We start from the raw sequence: 18,642 nt of genomic DNA, 5'->3' as shown, positions 1-18,642 counted from the left end.
TGTTAAACCACAGAATTCGGGGCTGATACTGGATTCGACGGGATTCACGAACTCCTAGGTGCATGCCGAGGTGCGGTAGGCCTCGTAAAAAAACCGCAAAAAACTAGTCGCAAACGACGAAAACTACGCACTCGCTGCTTAATAGGCAGTAGAGAGCTCTTCCCCTCACGCATGTCTGTAAGCTGAGACTCTGGAAGATCACCCCTAACAGAATCGCGTCGCGTCTTCGCCTGGAGACAACACGTTAAAACCAATCAGGCTCGCCCGACGATAGCCTGCCATTCGGCGCTCATAGGGTTAACTAAATGAATGTGCTAAGCATGTAGTACCGAAGATGTAGGTTTTTCGGACGGGGGTTCAAATCCCCCCAGCTCCACCACACAAAGCAAAAGGCCACCGCAAGGTGGCCTTTTGCTTTTCTACTTCATAAAAGTTTGGGACATACGATCTATTCGTTCACGCCGCTACAACAAGTTATCGCAGTATTGGCTCAGATATAGGCTATAGTTATCCGAATTGGCAGATATGGTTTTCTAACCTTTATTAGATAACGCTGAGCAAAGTGGATCACAACAAGTATATATATGAGCCGTTGTAGAATGCTCGCTATAGCGACCTTTTTTCTGGTGATTTGCTCGTGGTGTTTTTACGCGATAGCAAATACATCGTCCTCTGAACATCAAATACAACTGGTTAATGACCAGTTGTATTTACTTAAAGATAAATCATCCAACTTAAATCCTCAGAACGCTTTTCAGGCATATCAACGTAATGAATTTAAAAAGAATACTGAAAATAAAGTCAGCTTTGGCTTTACCCAAAGTACGATATGGGCAGTATTGCCTTTTGAGAATGCCTCTCAAATTGCGGTACAAAATGTCATAAAAATTGATAACGCCTGGCTCGACAATATTGATCTTTATTTTTTTTCTGCTGGCGCTTTAGTTAGCCAGGTATCGATAGGCGATAACGTGCCCTTTAGCCGACGTTTGCGTCAAGAACGAATGCCCTCGGCTGCGTTTGAATTTCCCTCTGGCACATCTCATGTACTGTTTCGGTTCCGCTCTGAAGACCCAATGACCATCCCTATCTACCTTGGAAGCGAAAGAGCAATGCTGTCTGCTTTTGCAGAAAATGCTTATTTTTATGGTGCGTTGTATGGCGGTTTACTGATCCTGCTTATCTACAATCTTGCGTTGTTTTTTTATATAAGAGAACTGAGGTATTTACTCTACCCCATCTACCTGATGGCGTTCACCGCATTCAACTTCACTTATACAGGACATGGTTTCTGGCTGGTTTGGTCAGGGTCTGTCACCATGCAACAATGGATGATGCCTGGTCTGATGTTTTGCTACTTGTTTTCAGCAGTACTGTTTACCATCGGCTTTTTAAATACGCGTACTTTTTTACCGACTTTGTATGGTTACAGGCACCTAATATATGTCAGTTTACTGATAATAGCCGGGCTGATATTTTTATCCGGTAATCGTTCGTTGATCATCATGATTCAGTTGATCATGCTAACCAGCCTATCGGTCTGGATGGTAGTGGTTGGATGCATGGCATTAAAAAACAAAGATCCCATTGCCAAATTTTTTATACCCGCAATCATTATGGGAACCGGAGGCGCGACCTTTTCCAGTTTTGCGACCTGGGGAATTATTCCTTATTCGCAGTGGGCGTTCCGGGGAATAGAAGTGGGTATGCTATTAGAAATGTCATTGCTGTCCATATCACTTGGTTTTAATTTCAAATTAGCGCAGGAAGCCCGTATTAGAGCCGAAAGCAATGCCCTGCACGATCCTTTAACCAACTTGTATAACCGCCGCGCATTTTCCAAGCTGCTTAGCCCAAGTTGGGAGCTGGGTAAAAGAAACAATACGCCCATGTCCATTATGTTGATGGATTTAGATTGGTTTAAACGAATTAATGACCAATTTGGTCACGCTGCCGGGGATTGCGTGCTGGAAGGTGTGGCCAAAATTATTAAGAGCCGTATTAGGGATTCTGATATTGCATTGCGTTGGGGTGGAGAAGAGTTTTTGATATTTTTACCCACTACCTCTATCAACCAAGCGAAACAACTCGCAGAAGAGCTACGTACGCAAATTGAACAAATTAGCTTTAATAAAGTTGGCAGTGTGACTATAAGTATCGGCGTTGTTAGTGCAACGCCGGATCAAATCGATCTGGATAAATTAATTACGTTGGCTGACGAAGCACTTTACTCAGCCAAGGAGCAAGGTAGAAATACGGTAAAAGTGATCAATGAGCCAAAACTTAGTGCCAACTTATAATTACTTAGGCATTGAATCGACTTTAATTTTTTCGCTAATGCTTTCTTAGTCTGCTGATTGTCTTTTTCAGACGCTGTGTAATACTGCAGCTACACGCATCGCAACCCAGGCCGTTTTCATGTTTAAACATCTGACACTCAGCTTATTATGCATTGGTATATTTGGCTGTTCACCTAACGATAAACCGCAAACGCAAGACAATGCTGCAACAACAGCAACAGCGCCACGCAGTGAAAGCTACGCGGTGTTATTTGGTGGCAACAATGTGGGTGAGCTTAAAGTGGCTCGCGATAGTAATCAGTTAAATATTGACTATGGCTATAGCAATAACGGTCGCGGTGCCAGCAGTAAAGAACGCCTCCGGCTGTCAGACACTGGCTTGCCGCTTGACTGGAAAATTAGCGGCAAGACGGTATTTGGTAACACTGTTGATGAGCGCTTTACCGCCGAAAATGGCAAAGCAACCTGGCAGGATGCTGCCGGCGGGGGCGAGGCCACATTCTCTGATAACGCCATTTATGTAGCGCAAAATGCCAGCCCGTATTCACTCTACCTGTATGCCAGTGCCCTGTTAAATGACGAAGACAACACCTTGTCAGCCCTGCCGGGTGGTACGCTTCGCATCGAAAAGCAACAGACGATTTCGTTGCAAAGCACTACAGCCGGTGCGCCCGTCGATGCCATTATTTATGCCATTTCAGGTATTAATTTAGACCCCAGCTATATTGCTCTTAATGATAAAGGCAACATGCTCGGTTATTTATCACCGCGTTTTACCCTGCTTCGAAATGACCTGGTTGGCGAAGATCAGAAATTACGGGAACTGGCGGCAGAGCTTAATGCCTCCCGCTTTGAAGCGATCGCACAGCGTGCCACCAATACATTTGAAAAACCGGTGCGTATTAATAACGTGCGGATATTTGAACCACAAACCTTGTCTCTTTCTCAGCCTAAATCGGTACTGTTAAACCACAATAAAATTGCGGCCATTGAAGCCGTGGTGCAACAACCATCGCCTGATGAAGTAGTAATTGACGGCAATGGCGGTACCCTTATTCCGGGGTTGTATGAAATGCATGGTCATATGAGCGATGATGATGCTCTGCTAAATGTAATGGCTGGTGTGACCTCGGTACGCGATATGGGTAACGAAATGGAGGTCCTTGAAGCTCTGGAAGATAAAATAGAGCGTAATGTATTAATTGGCCCCCGCATTACCAAAAGTGCTTTTATCGAAGGAAAAAGTCCGTTTTCTAACGCCACGGGCGAGTTGGCAGCAAACGAACAGGAAGCGGTCGCATTAATTAAAATGTATGCTGAGCGTGGTGGCTATCATCAGATTAAAATTTACAGCTCTGTTAAAGGTGAATGGGTGCCAGCCATGGTGGCTGAAGCCAAAAAACACGGCATGCGGGTGGCTGGCCACATACCAGCATTTTCCAAAGTTGATGAAATGATGCTAAACGGCTACGACGAGGTGACGCATATTAATCAGCTGATGTTGAGCTGGGTGCTCGACAGAGAAGAAGACACCCGTACCCTGTTCCGCATTACCGGTATGAAACGTTTTGCAGATTTAGATCTTAATAGCGAAGCCGTTAAAACGTCATTGGACATTATGGTCGACAAAAATATCGCTATCGATCCAACCATGGTAATTCATGAATTCGGGCTGACCGGGCGCAACGGCCAGACCCGGCGTGGCATGATAGATTACATTGATCATATGCCTATTGGTGTGCAGCGCTCAGCCAAACAAGCGCTGCTAAATGTCGCTGATGAGGCAGAAGATATCGCCTATATGGCTGCCTTTGATAAAATTGTGGCAACTTTAAGCCTGATGCATCAAAGAGGTATTTTTATCGTTCCCGGTACCGATTTAGGTGGCGCCTTTGAGCTGCATCGCGAATTAGAGTTATTTTCTAAAATCGGAATGTCAAATGCTGAAGTATTGCGTCGGGCCTCTTACGATATGGCTAATTACCTGGCTTATGGCGAGCAGTTAGGCAGTATTGAAACCGGTAAACTGGCCGACTTTTTCTTAGTGCCAGGCAACCCACTGCAAGACTTACGCGCCATTAAAACGGTATCAATGGTCGCTAAGAATGGTCAGATTTATTTTCCATCTCAAGTTTACCCTGAGTTTGGTATTAAACCCTTCACTGATGTGCCGCAAGTACATTACGGCGATTAGCTGTTTGAGCACTTAGCTGACAAGGCCACCGTATGGTGGTCTTTTGTTTGCTGTGGCAATTTTTGTGATGATTCTCTATCACAGTTTTCTGAAAAAAACACGCTAGTGATCAGGCTTACCCTGGCGTAACGCCTTGGTTTTACTGCGCTGTTTTTTTCCTTCTAACCGCCGTTGCTGACTGCCATAAGTGGGCTTGGTTGCTACCCGTCTTTTTTGCACTTTAGCAACAGATTGCACCAGCTCAATAAACTGCGCCAACGCCAGTTCCCGGTTCATTTCCTGACTGCGGCTTTGTTGACATTTAATAATCACTTTGCCACTTTTGGTAATGCGATGGTCGCTGCGATTCAGTAAGCGGTGTTTGTAGAACTCCGGCAGTGACGAGGCATTAATATCGAAGATAATCTGCACAGCAGTCGATACCTTATTAACATGTTGACCACCCGCCCCGGAAGCCCGAATGTATTGCCATTCAAGCTCATTGTCGGCGATACTCACGCTTGTAGAAATTGTAATTGCCACGCATTTCCTTCCTATTTCCGCTGTAATTGCCGTTTTATGAACTTAAGCTTAATTTATCGACGAACTGGTGATAAAAAAGTTTAAAAAATTAACAACTGTAAAATCAAGTTATTATTTAATAATTTTCTTTTATTGGAACAGATCCAGCGACTTTGGGTTTGACCCGCTAAAAGATGATCTGCATAGTAATTTCATCTGAGCACAGTGAAGTGCCCTACTTTATCATGGATGGTTAGGTCTTAGCAGGCTAAGCAGCAACAAACACAGACCGTAATTTTATCGATAGCGTGGGTAGTACTATCATCTTTAGGGTATAACGATGACACTGTTTAATCCGACATTGCGAACGCCGGAGCAAAATGCTTTTGTGCCCAAAATATCAAAAGCAGAATCAGCAACTGAATTAAACTTATCTGATTTTAGCGCTTTTTTCCAAGCTTCTCAGGCGTTAAGCCACCAGGAAAAGAATAACGTATTTCGCTTACGCCATAAAGTGTACTGTGAAGAACTCAGTTTCGAACCACCACGACCGTCAGGACTGGAACATGATGACGATGACCAGCGCGCATTACATTGCAGTCTGGCTGACCTGCACAGCGGTGAAATTGCCGGAACCGTGCGATTAATTCATTGTGAACAAGATCCCGCTCCGCTGCCCATTGAAAAATACTACGCCGGCCGCTTTACCAATGTGCATTTAACACCCCAGTGTTTTCCGCGGGAAAATGTCTGTGAGATATCCAGACTGGCCGTTGCCGCAAGGTTCAGGCGTCGCTTAAAAGATGCGTCTGCCAAGGATTTACCCACCCTCAGTAGTGCTCATCAACCCTTTAATCGGTATATCGCCATTGGCTTGTACCTGATGGCGACAGCAATGTGCCTGGAAAAAGGATACTACCACGGCTTTGTAAGTATTGAGCCCAGCCTGGCCAGAATACTGCAGCGCATTGGTATTAATTTTACCCAGATTGGCGAAGCTATCGATTTTAACGGTAAGCGTGCGCCTTATTACCTGGACGGTCGCGAGGTTATTGCTAATCTGCAACCAGAGTACCGGCAGCTCATGCAAACATTAAACGGGCAATTGCTCAGCAAAACTGGGCAACAGGTTGTTAGCCAGCAGAACCATTCCGGTTCTGATTTACAGTGGGCCATTGCCTGATAGATGGCGTATCTGAAGTATCATTGATTAACAGATAGCAATTATGGATTCGTTGAGTCAGATATGTTTAGGTGCGGGTGTTGCTACATTGGTGATGGGTAACAAAGTACCGATAAAACACGCGATGTTATGGGGCGCGGTAGCCGGTACCCTACCGGATTTAGATGTATTGTTTGGTGCTGGCGATGCGATTACTAAAATGGTCAGCCACCGTGGCAATTCGCACGCTCTGCTTTATCTGGCATTGCTAAGTCCGCTTTTTGCGTGGCTGATTTCAGCTATCCATCGCCAGCTTTCACTATTCCCGCGCTGGTGGCTGGCCACAAGCCTGGTACTGATTACTCATCCTTTACTGGATGTAATGACCATTTATGGTACCCGATTGGGTTTACCGTTCACCAACACGCCCTTTGGCATTGGTAGTATCTTCATTATTGACCCGCTGTATACCCTACCGCTTGTGATTGCACTGGTAGTTGCATTACTTAGGCCAAACTGGTGCACCCGCGCTGCAGCTTGTGGCTTAGGGCTGTCTTCACTTTATTTAGTCTGGAGTTTCAGCGCACAGCAGTACATAGTGGCACAGGTTAATGCACAACTTCCTGCACCAGCCCCAACAGGAATACTGGTCACGCCAACCCCTTTTAATACCCTGTTGTGGCGGGTGCTGATTATGCATGAAAACGGTTATTACGAAGGGTTTTACAATGTCCTGAAGCAGGATGAAGCTGTTGATTATCAGTTTTTTTCACAGGATGCCGACTTACGCGAGTACTTCGCAGATCACCCGGACATTTCCCGAATTGCGTCATTCAGCCACGGTTTTTATAGCTTAACGCCTAAGGATAATAAGCTTATTCTGACTGATTTAAGAATGGGCTTACGCCAAAATTACGCTTTCAATTTTGAAGTGACGCCTGATGCCAGTGCTGCACCACAGGCTTTACCCAGAGCCTATGACATGAAAGCCACGCTGCGTTGGATGCAGCAAAAACTGGCAGCAGCTGATTGATGCTGCTGCCAGTTTTGGGCGAATGCTTTACAGTCTGATTGCCAAACCGTCATTTAGCGCCCTGCGGTATGCAGTAAACGCCGGAATACAGGCCAGCAATGCACTGACCATTAATACCGCAGCAGCCCAGTACAGGCTTTGCAGACTAAACGGATTAATCGTAATAAACAGGCCATAATGGCTGGCGAGGGTGTCCTGCAAGGCCCATAACGTAGCCACCAGGGTAATTGCCGCTGCCAGTAAGGCAAAAATCGTCAGTAGCAGCACCTCCAGTTGGATCAAAACAAACAGATACCAGGGGTGGGCGCCAACGGCCCGTAACACCGCCATTTCCCGCTGCCGCTCTTTCATCGAGGCCAGTAAAGTAGTCATCATGCCCACCAGGCCCGCGACTAATACCAGCAAGGTAATTAACAGTAACAGGTTTTCAACCATCGCCAGCATTTGCCATAACTCAGCTAATGCCACACCCGGCAATATTGCGGATAACGCTTCTCCTTTAAATTCGTTTATTTGCCGCTGCACCACAAAGGTAGCCATTCTGGATTCCAGGCCCACCATAAACGCCGTAATTGCCTTGGGTGTTAAATCCTGTTTTAACGCTTGCTCTGCGCTTAATTTACGACCTGGCACAGGTGCGCCCTGTTGCCAGTCGATATGAATCGCCTCTATGCCTTCCAGGCTGACATGAACGGTTTGATCCAGCGGGGTGCCGGTGGCAGCAAGAATACCAGTTACTGTAAAGGGTTTGTCTTTATGCTCGCTAAAACTCACCGCGCCAACACCATGAGCTAAGGTTATCTGATCGCCTAATTTATAACCCAGCTTTTTTGCAACCTCAGCCCCTAATACGGTTTCATATACCCCCTCAAACGGCTGGCCTTCGCTAAAACGTAAGGTCTGCTGGTTGGCATAGCGATAGTGCACAAAGTAGTCTTTGTTAGTACCAAGCACCCGGTAGCCGCGATGCGAATCGCCCAGCGCCAGCGGGATTGTCCAGCTAATTTGTGGATGCTTGCTGATCCGTTGGTACGTTGCCCAATTGACATTGGCCGTCGCGTTGCCAATTCTAAATACGGAATAAAGCAACAGATTAAGCTGGCCGGAACGGGCGCCGACAATTAAATCGGTGCCAGAGATGGTACTGGTAAAACTTTGTCTGGCCTCTTTTCGCAAGTGATCTATACCAAACAGTAGCACCAGGCTAATTGTTAACGAAAACAAGGTCATTATCGCCGTTCCACGACGATTCCAGAGGCTTTGCCGGGCAAGTTTTATTAACATGGCTGTACTCCCTTTGCCAGATGCTGCATATCCAGCTGCTTGTCAAAATAACGGCGTAGTCCGGGGTCATGGCTGACAAATATCACTGTGGTACCGCAGGCATTGGCCTGTTCCAACAATATCTGCATAAAACTATCCCGGTTGTCGGCATCGAGGGCTGAAGTAGGCTCATCCGCAATCAGTAATGCCGGCTCTGTCAGCAGCGCCCGGGCAATCGCGACCCGCTGCTGCTGACCAACGCTTAACGCCGCTGCTTGTTGCTCAAGTAACTCAGGCTCAAGCCCCAGGCGTTGTAGCAGCAACCGGGCCCGTTGTTCGCTGGTTTGCTTGTTGCTGTCAGCAAAATGGGCACTTAACAGCACATTATCCAGCACTGACAAATAAGAAATCAGATTAAGTTGCTGAAACACGACGCCGATATAACGAGCCCGCAAGTTATCGCGCTTTGCCGCCGACACGCTGCTAAATGGCGCACCGTTTAGCTTAATTTCGCCTTGCCGGGGTGAGAGAATACCGGCCAGTAAATTAAGCAAGGTGGTTTTGCCGCTACCCGACGCACCTTTAATAAACAAATGCTGTCCTGGTAGCAACGTCAGCTCAGGCAAACTCAGTTGCCAGCCCGAGCGCTGGTAATAAAACAGGATATTTTTGAGCTCAATAGCAGGAATTTTCGGCTTGTCGGTCACAGGTTTAATCCCGGTCATGTTATGATTACTCCATTAATTGGCGTCTATTATGCAAAATTAAGAGGGTAAGCTCCAATGCTTAACAAGTTATCTGTTACGTTATCTATGTTGTTGGTCGCAAGCTTTAGCATGTTGCTAAATGCCAGCGAAGTGAAAACAATAGAATGGACCGATTTAATGCCGGAAGAAGATCTCGCGGCGTTACAAGCGATGCCTGAAGTACAGCATGATTACAGTCAGCCGTCACCGTTTGATGATAACTATAATGGAAACGACCCGGCCGCAGGTGCCTGGGAGCAAATCCTGCAATCGGCCAAAGTAAAAGAAGAGTACAACAACACCAAAGTTCGGATCCCAGGATTTATTGTCCCACTGGAATTTGATGGCGAGCAAAACGTCACCAGTTTCTTCCTGGTACCTTATTTTGGCGCCTGTATTCATGTGCCGCCACCACCGCCAAATCAGATTATTTACGTCAGTGGCGCAAAAAACCTGAAAGCCGATATGATTTATTCGCCATTTTGGATTATTGGCACCATCACTACCCAACCCATGAGCCATGATTTGGCAAATGCTGCCTATAGCTTAAAAGCGGATTCAGTAGAAGAATATACTTATTGACGGATACCTTAATAAAAACCGCCGGCATCAGCTGATGAACCGGCGGCTTTTTTTGATATAAAACACATTAAAAGGCAACCACGCTCTGACTTAAACTTAACGCCGCCGCCCCTTGTTTACCATTAATAACCCACTGCACGTTTATCTCTTGTAAACTCGGTACCAGATTAAACAAGCTTACTGTCAATTCGTTAAACCGTGCCGGTTGCTGACAAATCAAACTGATGTTGGCGTAAAAGTCGCTATGTTTGCTGCTCACCTCAGCGGTTAAATCAGTATTGGCATCAGTATCTCCAACGTCACAGCCTGCTTGTGGATTAATGCTAAACCAGTTGCCCTGACGCAATATATCCAGCGCAGCGTTTATTTCCTGGCGCTGCTCCGCATTATTCGGCGCATGTTCAAAGCCTACAATATTGTATGCAGCAGACTGCAAAGCTACCATCGCCTCATTGCCTTCAACTACGATGGTCAGGGTGGCCTGACCATGCACATGGGTGCCAGGACTGCCGAAATCGTCTTCGCCATGGTCATGTTGATGATCGTGTTGATGCTCAGATTTATGATCGTGTTTATGGTCATGTTGATGATCGTGCTTCGAGCCAGCTTGTTGGGCCTGCACCATCGGTGTTGCGACTAAAACGGCCCCCAGGGTTACCACCTGTAACCAACTGCGTGTTGCTGTGCTAAAACGTAAATATGCCATCTGTCAGGTCCTTGCTCCTTCTTAATGTTGTTATCATACCCGCTTGTTAATGCAACGCAATATATTGCCGCATCCTGCTGGTAGCAACGTATTGAAATGGCTGATCTGGCCGCGGCAGAGAGGCGTAACATTAGCTATTGTTCTTAAGAGTCAGGATTTATGGCCAAGCTTATCGTAATCCTCGCAGACCAGCTTAGTCCGGCACTACCGTCGCTGCGTGAAGCAAAAGGTGACGACGTTATTTTGTTAGCTGAAGTAAAGCAGGAAGCCAGCTACGTCAAACATCACAAGCACAAAATTATTTTGTTGTTCAGCGCCATGCGCCACTTTGCCGAGGTGTTACGCCAGCAAGACCGTAATGTTATCTATTTAGACTATCAGCAAGGTTTCGGGTCAATCACTTCTGCGGTTGAACATAGCCTGAAAAAATATCCTAAGCTCAGTGGCATTATGCTGACGGAATGCGGCGAGTATCGCTTGGCGCAGGAAATTAAAGCATGGCAGCAAGCTTTCGATTTACCGGTCAATATTCTGGAAGATGACCGCTTTCTGTGCAGCGCCAGTATGTTTGCCAAGTGGGCAGATGGAAGGAAGCAACTTCGGATGGAATATTTCTACCGTGAGATGCGCCGCTACACCGGACTGTTGCTTGACGCAAAACAACAACCTGTCGGTGGCCAGTGGAACTTTGATAAAGCCAATCGGAAGAGCCCGCCAGCAGAGCTGAAAGCGGTTGCCCCGTTACAATTTAAACCTGATGAGATAACCACTGACGTGATAAAGCTGGTACAGCAGAATTTTGCGGATAATCCGGGATCAGCCGATAATTTTTGCTACGCGGTAACGGGCAAGCAAGCCAGGGAAGCATTCAAACACTTTGTTAAAGAGCAGCTGGCTAAATTTGGCGACTACCAGGATGCAATGGTGTTGGACGAACCTTTCCTGTTTCACAGTATTTGTTCAGTATATTTAAATTGTGGGCTGCTTGATGTGCGCTGGATGTGCCAGAAAGTTGAAGCGGCGTATCAGGAGGATAACGTTGCGATAAATGCGGCTGAAGGCTTTATCCGGCAACTGATTGGCTGGCGTGAGTACGTCCGAGGCTTATATTGGTTGCTAATGCCGGAATATAAAGAACGCAATTTCTTAAAGGCGAAACGCCCTTTGCCTGGTTTTTACTGGCACGGCAAAACCAAGATGCGTTGCATGCAGCAAGCGGTGAGCCACACCATGACACACGCTTACTCACACCATATTCAACGGCTGATGATAACCGGTAATTTCGCGCTGCTAAGCGGCCTTGATGTTGCTGAAGTCACAGACTGGTATCTGGCTGTGTACGCTGATGCCTATGAGTGGGTGGAACTGCCTAACACTTTGGGCATGGCGTTATTTGCGGATGAAGGCGTGCTTGCCTCAAAACCCTACGCCGCCAGTGGTGCCTACATAAACCGGATGAGTAACTACTGTCAGAACTGCCACTACAAAGTCAAAGAAAGTACTGGCGAGGGTGCTTGCCCGTTTAATGCGCTTTATTGGGACTTTCTGGCCAGAAACGAAGACAAGCTTGGCGGCAATGCCCGAATGCAATTAGCCTATAAAAATTGGTACAACAAAACATCAGAGCAACAACAGGCATTACGCGATAAAGCAGATGAATATTTGATAAATCTGGAGCAACTTTGAGCTGCCTGGTGCTGCTGGACAAAACACTGCGACTACATGACAACCCATTGTTATGTCAGGCAGGCATGGCAGACCGCAGCCAGCCTTTAGTGGCGGTGGTTTGCCTTGATAAAGCCGCTTTTTTTGGTAGTCAGTATGGTGTAGCGCGAGCCAGCCTGTTACGACTGCAACAGCAATTGCAGCTGATAGCAGACAGCGAACAGGCACTGGCCAAATTAAACATTGGCCTGGTGACTTTATTTGGTGACCCGTTAACAGAATTGACTGCCCTTGCCCGAGCACTTAATGCAACGCAGATTCTGACAGCAACACCGGTAGGCTATTACGAGCAACAACTCGTTATGCAACTCGCGCAGCGCTTTGAGGTAAATACAGACGATGTAAACAGTTTACTGGGTAGCCCGGCGCTTGCACCGCAATTACCTGATTTTCCGGATAGCTTTAGTAAGTTTCGCAAGCAACGGGAACCGCTGTTACAAGTTGACGTTGCAGTGCCTGAGTTTACACCGCTGCCACAACAGCGCTGGCTAACTCCTGCAAAAACTGCCCAATTTTGTGAGAACTTCAGCCAGTTAGCCGCCTTTAGTCAGCCAGGTAACCTACCCGGCAGCAGCGAACAACAGGCACTGCGCCGGCTTGATGACTTTATCTGGCAAAAACAGGCGATCCGTCATTACAAAACCAGCCGTAATGGCTTGCTGGGTGAGTATTATGCCAGCAAGTTTTCGGCAGCGTTGGCTTGTGGCTGTTTGTCTGTGCGCTTTTGCTGGCAGCAGATTGTGCAGTTTGAGCAGCAACAGCTGGCAAATGACTCGACTTACTGGCTTAAGTTTGAGCTGTTATGGCGGGAGTTTTTTCGCTGGCAGTTTCGAAAATATGGTAAGGCTTGGTTTAGTAAAAATGCCATAAAAGGCCCACTGGACTTCAGTAAGCCCCATCTTAACGTGGCACAGCATAAAACGTTTAATCATTGGTGCGCCGGACAAACCGGCGTTCCCTTTGTTGACGCCAATATGCGATTGCTTAACACTACAGGTTTAATGAGCAATCGTGGTCGGCAAAATGTGGCGAGCTTTCTGATCCATGACCTTGGCATTGACTGGCGACTTGGCGCCGCCTATTTTGAGCAGCGCCTGCTTGATTATGATGTTGCCAGCAACTGGGGCAACTGGGCTTATATTGCGGGCAGCGGTAACAGCGGCGAGCGCCAGTTTAATGTGATTAAGCAAGCGCTTAACTATGATGGAAACGGTGATTTCGTCCGTACTATGCTGCCGGAGCTAACAGCGCAGGGCAGCATGATCCATCAGCCCGGCCCGGCAGTTAACGTACCTGAGCACTGGCACTATTGGCTGTCTAAATTGACTGACCGCAAGACCTGAACAAATGACCAGTCTGGTATGGTTTAAACGGGATTTACGGCTGCAGGATCACCAGCCGCTATGGTATGCCGCTAAACAAGGCGCGGTATTACCGGTATACATCATTGAACCCGATTACTGGCAGCAGCCCGACACGTCATTGCGTCACTGGCAATACATTGCGCCGGCGCTGCAAGAACTTGATCAGCAGCTGAGAGCACTTGGTCAACCCTTATTGGTGGTTAAAGGCCCTGCCACTGTGGTGTTACAGCAACTGTGTAAGCAGTTTGCTATTCAACAGGTATTCAGCCATGAAGAAACCGGTAATCTATGGACCTATCAGCGGGATCTGGCCGTTGGCAGGTTGTTGACAAGCCTTCAGATCCCTTGGCAACAGTATCGCCAGTTTGCAGTGTTTCGCCGCTTAGCAGACCGCGACAATTGGTTTGAACTGGCAGATAACTGGCTGAAATCAGAGATATGCCCCACGCCTGATAAACTACCCTGGATTAGCTCGGGCAGCCCCAGCGCATTGTCGCATGGGCCTCACCGTGGCAAAGATTTACCCGCAGTCAGCATGTTGCAAACAGCAACGTACCCCGAAGATACCTTTCACAGCTTTGTTAATCACCGCAGCCGCCACTACCGACAGCATATTTCATTGCCAGCCAAAGCAGAGCGCAGCGGTTCCCGTTTAAGTCCTGCCATTAGTTATGGCCAGTTAAGTTTGCGCCAATTACAGCAACAGAGTCTACTGGCACTAAAACAACACACTCAGCAGCGCCAGAAACAAGGCTTGCAAGCGTTTTTCAGCCGCTTACGCTGGCATTGTCACTTTATGCAGAAACTGGAGGATGAACCGGCGGTGGAGTTTTTTAATATGCACCGGGGTTTTGATGGCATGCGCGAAAATGATTTTAATCCGGGATTGTTCAACGCGTGGCAAAATGGTCAAACCGGTTACCCGTTAATTGATGCGGCCATGCGTTGTCTGTTAGCTACAGGTTGGCTGCATTTTCGTGGTCGAGCCATGTTAGTTGCCTTTGCCAGTTATCACCTGTGGCTGCATTGGCGCCCGGTCGCACTGCATTTAGCGCAATGTTTTGTGGATTACGAACCCGGGATACATTACCCACAAATTCAGATGCAGGCGGGCACTACCGGCATTAATCCGAACCGGATGTATAACCCGATAAAACAAAGCCAGCAAAAAGATCCGGACGGTCAGTTTATCCGGCAGTGGTTGCCCGAGCTTCGGCAGTTACCGAACAGCTGGCTGCACACGCCTTGGCTGCTGCCACCGGCACTGCAACAGCGATATGGCTGCATTATTGATATCAGTTATCCGGCACCGATTGTCGACTTACAGCAGGCACAGCAGCAAGCCAGGGCAAAACTGGGGCTATGGCTTAAAAACCGATCCAAAGCGCAATGGCACCACCAGAAACAGGCCGTCATAGAGCGCCATGCCAGTCGCAAGCGACCAATAGCGCTCAAAAAAACACCCTCTAAAAATCAGTTGAGCTTTGACTGGTAAATCGTTAACAGGTTTTCTTAGATGGCGTCTTCATCTTCTTCACCGGTCCGGATCCGAACCACCCGTTCCACTTCAAACACAAATATTTTGCCATCGCCAATCCGGCCGGTTTGCGCGGTTTTCATTATGGCTTCAACACAGCGCTCAACCAATTCATCACCAACGATAATTTCCAATTTAACCTTAGGCAGAAAATCGACCATATACTCTGCACCACGATACAGTTCGGTATGGCCTTTTTGCCGGCCAAAGCCTTTTACCTCGGTCACTGTCATGCCGGTTATTTTGATATCGGCCAGTGCTTCGCGCACATCGTCAAGTTTAAAAGGCTTAATTATGGCTTCAATTTTTTTCATCACGAATTCCAAAGCTTAGGGCCAGAAGTTAGCGCCAGTATAAACCATGCGCCCGCCGGCATCAGCTTTTTAGCAGCAATTAGTTGATCCTATTTCTGTCAGATACGTTAAGATATTGTGCTTTTTTAAAACGACAGGCTAATTAAAATGCAGGCTGAACATATCATTGCCCAAATGCGGGTTTTACCTGAAATAGATGCAGACGTTGAGATCCAACGCCGGGTCAAGTTTATAAAACAACAATTACGTCATGCCGGGATGACCAGTCTGGTCCTTGGCATTAGTGGCGGCGTGGATTCTACGACCTGTGGCCGGCTGGCTCAGTTGGCCATCAACGAATTAAACGATGAGTATGGTGCTGGCTATCAGTTTATTGCAGTTCGGCTGCCCTACGGTACACAGCATGATGAAGATGAAGCCCAATTAGCCATCCGCTTTATTCAGCCAACTAAAGCAATAAGCGTTGATATTAAAGCATCGGCTGATGCTATGCATCAAACTACTCTTACGGCGCTCTCTAGTGCCAGCGACAGCAAAATAAGTGAAGCGAAAGCCGATTTTGCTAAAGGTAATGTTAAAGCCCGCTGCCGGATGATAGCCCAGTATCACATTGCGGCGCTTAATAATGGCCTGGTGCTGGGCACCGATCATTCTGCTGAAAATATTACCGGGTTCTATACTAAATGGGGTGATGGTGCCTGCGATTTAGCCCCTCTTTTTGGCTTAAGTAAACGCCAGGTTCGCGCCCTTGCTGCCAGATTAGGAGCACCCCAAGTACTGGTTGGGAAAACGCCAACAGCAGATTTAGAATGCCTTGCGCCACAAAAAGCCGATGAGGCTGCACTGGGGCTGACCTATGATCAAATTGATGATTTTCTGGAGGGAAAACAAGTTGCACCTGAAGTGGCACAGCGTTTAATTAGTATTTACCTGAAAACCCAGCATAAGCGCGACCCTATACCGACAATTTACGACTAACGCCTCGTGCACACTTAAATCGGACACAGGTCAATAATTACCTCGTTAACGCGCCATAATGCCAGTATGCTGGCATTAAAAAAACACTTTATAAATATCTTTGCTACACTTTGCTTACTTAAATACTGGTTTGCAGGGAGTGCATTAATGACAGGTTGTTCAAAGCAAGCAGGGCTAACCCTGCTTGAATTAGTGCTGGGTCTGGCAATTATGGCTGTATTGTTGCAAGTTGCCTTACCCGCCATGGCTGAATTAATTAATAAACAGCGTGCTGGTAGTTATATGGCGCAGTTTAGCCGCCACCTCGGCTTTGCCAGGATCCAGGCAGCAAACAGCCAACAGCCGGTTAGAGTCTGCCCCTTGTCGGGTAGCGAATGTCAGAGCAACTGGCACCATTACCCCCTGGTAATGAGTTTACTTAACCCTCACACTGAAACCGAGTTTATGTTGCGGCAAATTCCGCCGGTTTTCAGTCAGCACCAATTAAAATATAACCGCAGTCAATTACAATTCCGGCGGGATGGCAGTTTAAATGGATTGGAAAATGGCACTTTTTATTATTGCCCACAGCCGACATTCCGATGGCATTACACACTGGTATTAAACCAGGCAGGACGTAATCGTTTAACCTTTCATCATAGTCCCTGCCCTGAGTAAGGCTGGACCGGCTAGTCCCAGCAGAATAATGATGATGGCAAACTGCGGTTACGCTCGCCGGTATGATCGAGGGTAAAAACCAGACACTCATGGTCTGCCGTCTGCGCCCCCTTGGCTGTGGCTTCAAGAGTAAAGCTGCCAGCATCACTCAGCAATACCTGTAGCTGATAGCGCCCGCTGGCGGTCATGCCATCTGATGCGACACCCAGTGCTGCGACATTATCGGTGTAGTGACCATAATCTGCTAACAGGCGCTCCTGAATATTAGCAGCCGTCAGCAACACCCGGCTCGCCTCAGCACGATGGGTTTTTAATACATACTGCTGATAAGACGGGTACGCAATGGCACTAAGAATGCCCACTATCGCTACCGCAACCATGAGCTCGATTAAGGTAAAACCGTTGCGCTCTATTGCGACCATCAATGTGCCCCTGTTTCATGCCGGTAGGTTGCCAATTTCAGCCAACGGGGGAATTCATCCAGTTTTAATTGCTCGGTACAGTCCTGGCATGCTGACGAGATCATTTGTAAATCGCTCAGAACCAATTGCTGCTCATCAGTGTTATCCAAAACCAACGCTGCCGTACCATCAGGTTGCTGCAGTAATTTTAATTGCCCCTCGCCATTTAGCAGCCGAAAACGGCGCTGACTGTACACCAAACCGCCACTGTGTAATTGCATGGCAACAATATCGTGCTCTGCACTCTGATCTGCACACACCTCTGCATTAAAATCGCTGCCAGCCACCGCACTGTAAATGACTCCGGCCACGACTTTAGGCGGCTGGGTTACCTGACCAGATAACCTGGCCCACCAGCCGGCGCTATTGACGATATTTCTCCATTGTTCACTGCTAAGCCCCTCCTCCCGCTCAATCTCGGTTAGCACAGTGCGGTCAAACAAAGCATCAAACTCAATAGGGTCTGCTAACGGCACATAAGTTGGCAGGCGCAATGTAAACAATGCATCCTCGCCAGTGGTAATATTCCGGGCAATCAGTAGTAACTTGTGATGCCTGCCTGCTAAACCATCCGGACGCAACAGTGAGGGCAAGCTCACCTCCATTACGCCTGCGCTTGCAATAAAGCGCCAGTCTGGCTGAGCTAAATCGGCCAGCAGGCGTGTAGGCCCAAAGCCTGTCGCATTGACCTGGGTTAACCAAATCCGGCCAATAATATCGGTAGTTATCAGATGGTCAATCAGACCATCGTAATCACTGTCCAGCGGTTCGGGTCTGGCATAAAACGCAGCGGCGGCACCTGTGCTATCTGATAATGGCCAGTGGTGCAAAGATGCCAGTACTAGCGGGCTATCAGCTGAATACAATTGCAACTGACCAGCGCCATCATGATCGTTGTGATGCAGAAATCGTTGTATCGGACCGGAACTGCTGCTGCCTTTCATTTCCAGCACTCGTGGTTCTGCCGGTGCTCGCCAGCATTCCGGAGTGGTTGCCAGAGCACTGAAACAAAACACAGCAGTTGCGAGCAAAGTCAGTAACACGATGGCTAGTAGTGGAGCGAGTTTTAACCACGGCTGGCTCTGCATCGCTGTATTTCTGTTGCTTTTAAACTGCGAA

At 47.6% G+C, this 18,642-nt stretch carries 17 protein-coding genes and 1 other RNA gene; 11 read left to right on the top strand and 7 right to left on the bottom strand.

Annotated elements, in window-relative coordinates; genetic code table 11:
- The first annotated feature begins 18 nt into the window (after positions 1-18).
- The 3 genes from ssrA (at position 19) to ABY802_RS03660 (ending at position 4,494) form a co-directional block, all read left to right on the top strand.
- Positions 19-379: a transfer-messenger RNA gene (ssrA, locus tag ABY802_RS03670) on the top strand.
- 205 nt (positions 380-584) lie between these two features.
- Positions 585-2,300 (top strand): diguanylate cyclase, encoded by a 1,716-nt coding sequence (locus ABY802_RS03665; RefSeq protein ID WP_372625654.1) that lies wholly within the window; start codon positions 585-587, stop codon positions 2,298-2,300.
- 118 nt (positions 2,301-2,418) lie between these two features.
- Positions 2,419-4,494 (top strand): amidohydrolase family protein, encoded by a 2,076-nt coding sequence (locus tag ABY802_RS03660; RefSeq protein WP_372625653.1) that lies wholly within the window; start codon positions 2,419-2,421, stop codon positions 4,492-4,494.
- A 102-nt stretch (positions 4,495-4,596) separates the two neighbouring features.
- On the opposite strand, the gene arfB is transcribed toward ABY802_RS03660, so the two are convergent.
- Positions 4,597-5,016 carry an alternative ribosome rescue aminoacyl-tRNA hydrolase ArfB gene (gene arfB, locus ABY802_RS03655; protein ID WP_372625652.1) on the bottom strand — a complete coding sequence of 140 codons (420 nt, stop codon included), beginning with the start codon at positions 5,014-5,016 and terminating at the stop codon, positions 4,597-4,599.
- A gap of 319 nt (positions 5,017-5,335) precedes the next feature.
- Here arfB and ABY802_RS03650 point away from each other — a divergent pair, with 319 nt between their 5' ends.
- Both ABY802_RS03650 and ABY802_RS03645 read left to right on the top strand, forming a co-directional pair.
- On the top strand, positions 5,336-6,178 hold the full coding sequence (locus tag ABY802_RS03650; RefSeq protein ID WP_372625651.1) for a PEP-CTERM/exosortase system-associated acyltransferase: 843 nt from the start codon (positions 5,336-5,338) through the stop codon (positions 6,176-6,178).
- A gap of 43 nt (positions 6,179-6,221) precedes the next feature.
- Positions 6,222-7,190 carry a metal-dependent hydrolase gene (locus ABY802_RS03645; RefSeq protein WP_372625650.1) on the top strand — a complete coding sequence of 323 codons (969 nt, stop codon included), beginning with the start codon at positions 6,222-6,224 and terminating at the stop codon, positions 7,188-7,190.
- A 27-nt stretch (positions 7,191-7,217) separates the two neighbouring features.
- Here ABY802_RS03645 and ABY802_RS03640 read toward each other — a convergent pair whose 3' ends face one another.
- Both ABY802_RS03640 and ABY802_RS03635 read right to left on the bottom strand, forming a co-directional pair.
- Positions 7,218-8,474 (bottom strand): ABC transporter permease, encoded by a 1,257-nt coding sequence (locus ABY802_RS03640; protein ID WP_372625649.1) that lies wholly within the window; start codon positions 8,472-8,474, stop codon positions 7,218-7,220.
- Positions 8,468-9,178 carry an ABC transporter ATP-binding protein gene (locus tag ABY802_RS03635; RefSeq protein WP_372625648.1) on the bottom strand — a complete coding sequence of 237 codons (711 nt, stop codon included), beginning with the start codon at positions 9,176-9,178 and terminating at the stop codon, positions 8,468-8,470. Before ABY802_RS03635 ends, ABY802_RS03640 begins: the two co-directional genes overlap by 7 nt.
- A gap of 57 nt (positions 9,179-9,235) precedes the next feature.
- Here ABY802_RS03635 and ABY802_RS03630 point away from each other — a divergent pair, with 57 nt between their 5' ends.
- Positions 9,236-9,781, top strand: coding sequence for a DUF3299 domain-containing protein (locus ABY802_RS03630; RefSeq protein ID WP_372625647.1), 546 nt, complete (start codon positions 9,236-9,238; stop codon positions 9,779-9,781).
- Between the two features lie 67 nt (positions 9,782-9,848).
- Here ABY802_RS03630 and ABY802_RS03625 read toward each other — a convergent pair whose 3' ends face one another.
- A complete protein-coding gene (locus ABY802_RS03625) occupies positions 9,849-10,487 on the bottom strand; it encodes a DUF2796 domain-containing protein (protein ID WP_372625646.1) in 639 nt (212 codons plus the stop codon).
- A gap of 159 nt (positions 10,488-10,646) precedes the next feature.
- Between ABY802_RS03625 and ABY802_RS03620 the strand changes: the two genes are divergently transcribed.
- From ABY802_RS03620 to ABY802_RS03610, 3 genes are read left to right on the top strand one after another with little or no spacing between them, the layout of a single operon-like run.
- Positions 10,647-12,173 carry a cryptochrome/photolyase family protein gene (locus ABY802_RS03620; RefSeq protein WP_372625645.1) on the top strand — a complete coding sequence of 509 codons (1,527 nt, stop codon included), beginning with the start codon at positions 10,647-10,649 and terminating at the stop codon, positions 12,171-12,173.
- Positions 12,170-13,555 carry a DASH family cryptochrome gene (locus ABY802_RS03615; protein ID WP_372625644.1) on the top strand — a complete coding sequence of 462 codons (1,386 nt, stop codon included), beginning with the start codon at positions 12,170-12,172 and terminating at the stop codon, positions 13,553-13,555. The genes ABY802_RS03620 and ABY802_RS03615 overlap by 4 nt, the downstream gene beginning before the upstream one ends.
- A 4-nt stretch (positions 13,556-13,559) precedes the next feature.
- Positions 13,560-15,071, top strand: coding sequence for a deoxyribodipyrimidine photo-lyase/cryptochrome family protein (locus ABY802_RS03610; RefSeq protein WP_372625643.1), 1,512 nt, complete (start codon positions 13,560-13,562; stop codon positions 15,069-15,071).
- Between the two features lie 17 nt (positions 15,072-15,088).
- Here ABY802_RS03610 and glnB read toward each other — a convergent pair whose 3' ends face one another.
- Entirely contained in the window at positions 15,089-15,427 is a 339-nt protein-coding gene (gene glnB / locus ABY802_RS03605) for a nitrogen regulatory protein P-II (protein ID WP_290613161.1), read from the bottom strand.
- Positions 15,428-15,574: 147 nt separating this feature from the next.
- On the opposite strand from glnB, the gene nadE reads away from it, so the two are divergent.
- On the top strand, positions 15,575-16,405 hold the full coding sequence (nadE, locus tag ABY802_RS03600) for an ammonia-dependent NAD(+) synthetase (protein WP_372625642.1): 831 nt from the start codon (positions 15,575-15,577) through the stop codon (positions 16,403-16,405).
- A gap of 147 nt (positions 16,406-16,552) precedes the next feature.
- Positions 16,553-17,062, top strand: a complete 510-nt coding sequence (locus ABY802_RS03595; RefSeq protein ID WP_372625641.1) for a GspH/FimT family pseudopilin — start codon at positions 16,553-16,555, stop codon at positions 17,060-17,062.
- An 11-nt stretch (positions 17,063-17,073) separates the two neighbouring features.
- Here the strand turns inward: ABY802_RS03595 and ABY802_RS03590 are convergent, their stop codons facing one another.
- Together ABY802_RS03590 and ABY802_RS03585 are read right to left on the bottom strand one after the other, a co-directional pair.
- Positions 17,074-17,484 carry a type IV pilin protein gene (locus tag ABY802_RS03590; RefSeq protein ID WP_372625640.1) on the bottom strand — a complete coding sequence of 137 codons (411 nt, stop codon included), beginning with the start codon at positions 17,482-17,484 and terminating at the stop codon, positions 17,074-17,076.
- Positions 17,484-18,611, bottom strand: coding sequence for a hypothetical protein (locus ABY802_RS03585; protein ID WP_372625639.1), 1,128 nt, complete (start codon positions 18,609-18,611; stop codon positions 17,484-17,486). The genes ABY802_RS03590 and ABY802_RS03585 overlap by 1 nt, the downstream gene beginning before the upstream one ends.
- Between the last annotated feature and the right edge of the window lie 31 nt (positions 18,612-18,642).

This window comes from Arsukibacterium sp. (genome assembly GCF_041616895.1).
Lineage (GTDB): Bacteria > Pseudomonadota > Gammaproteobacteria > Enterobacterales > Alteromonadaceae > Alishewanella.
The sequence above is the reverse complement of the archived record's forward strand: the minus strand, read 5'-3'. Positions and strand labels throughout refer to the sequence as shown.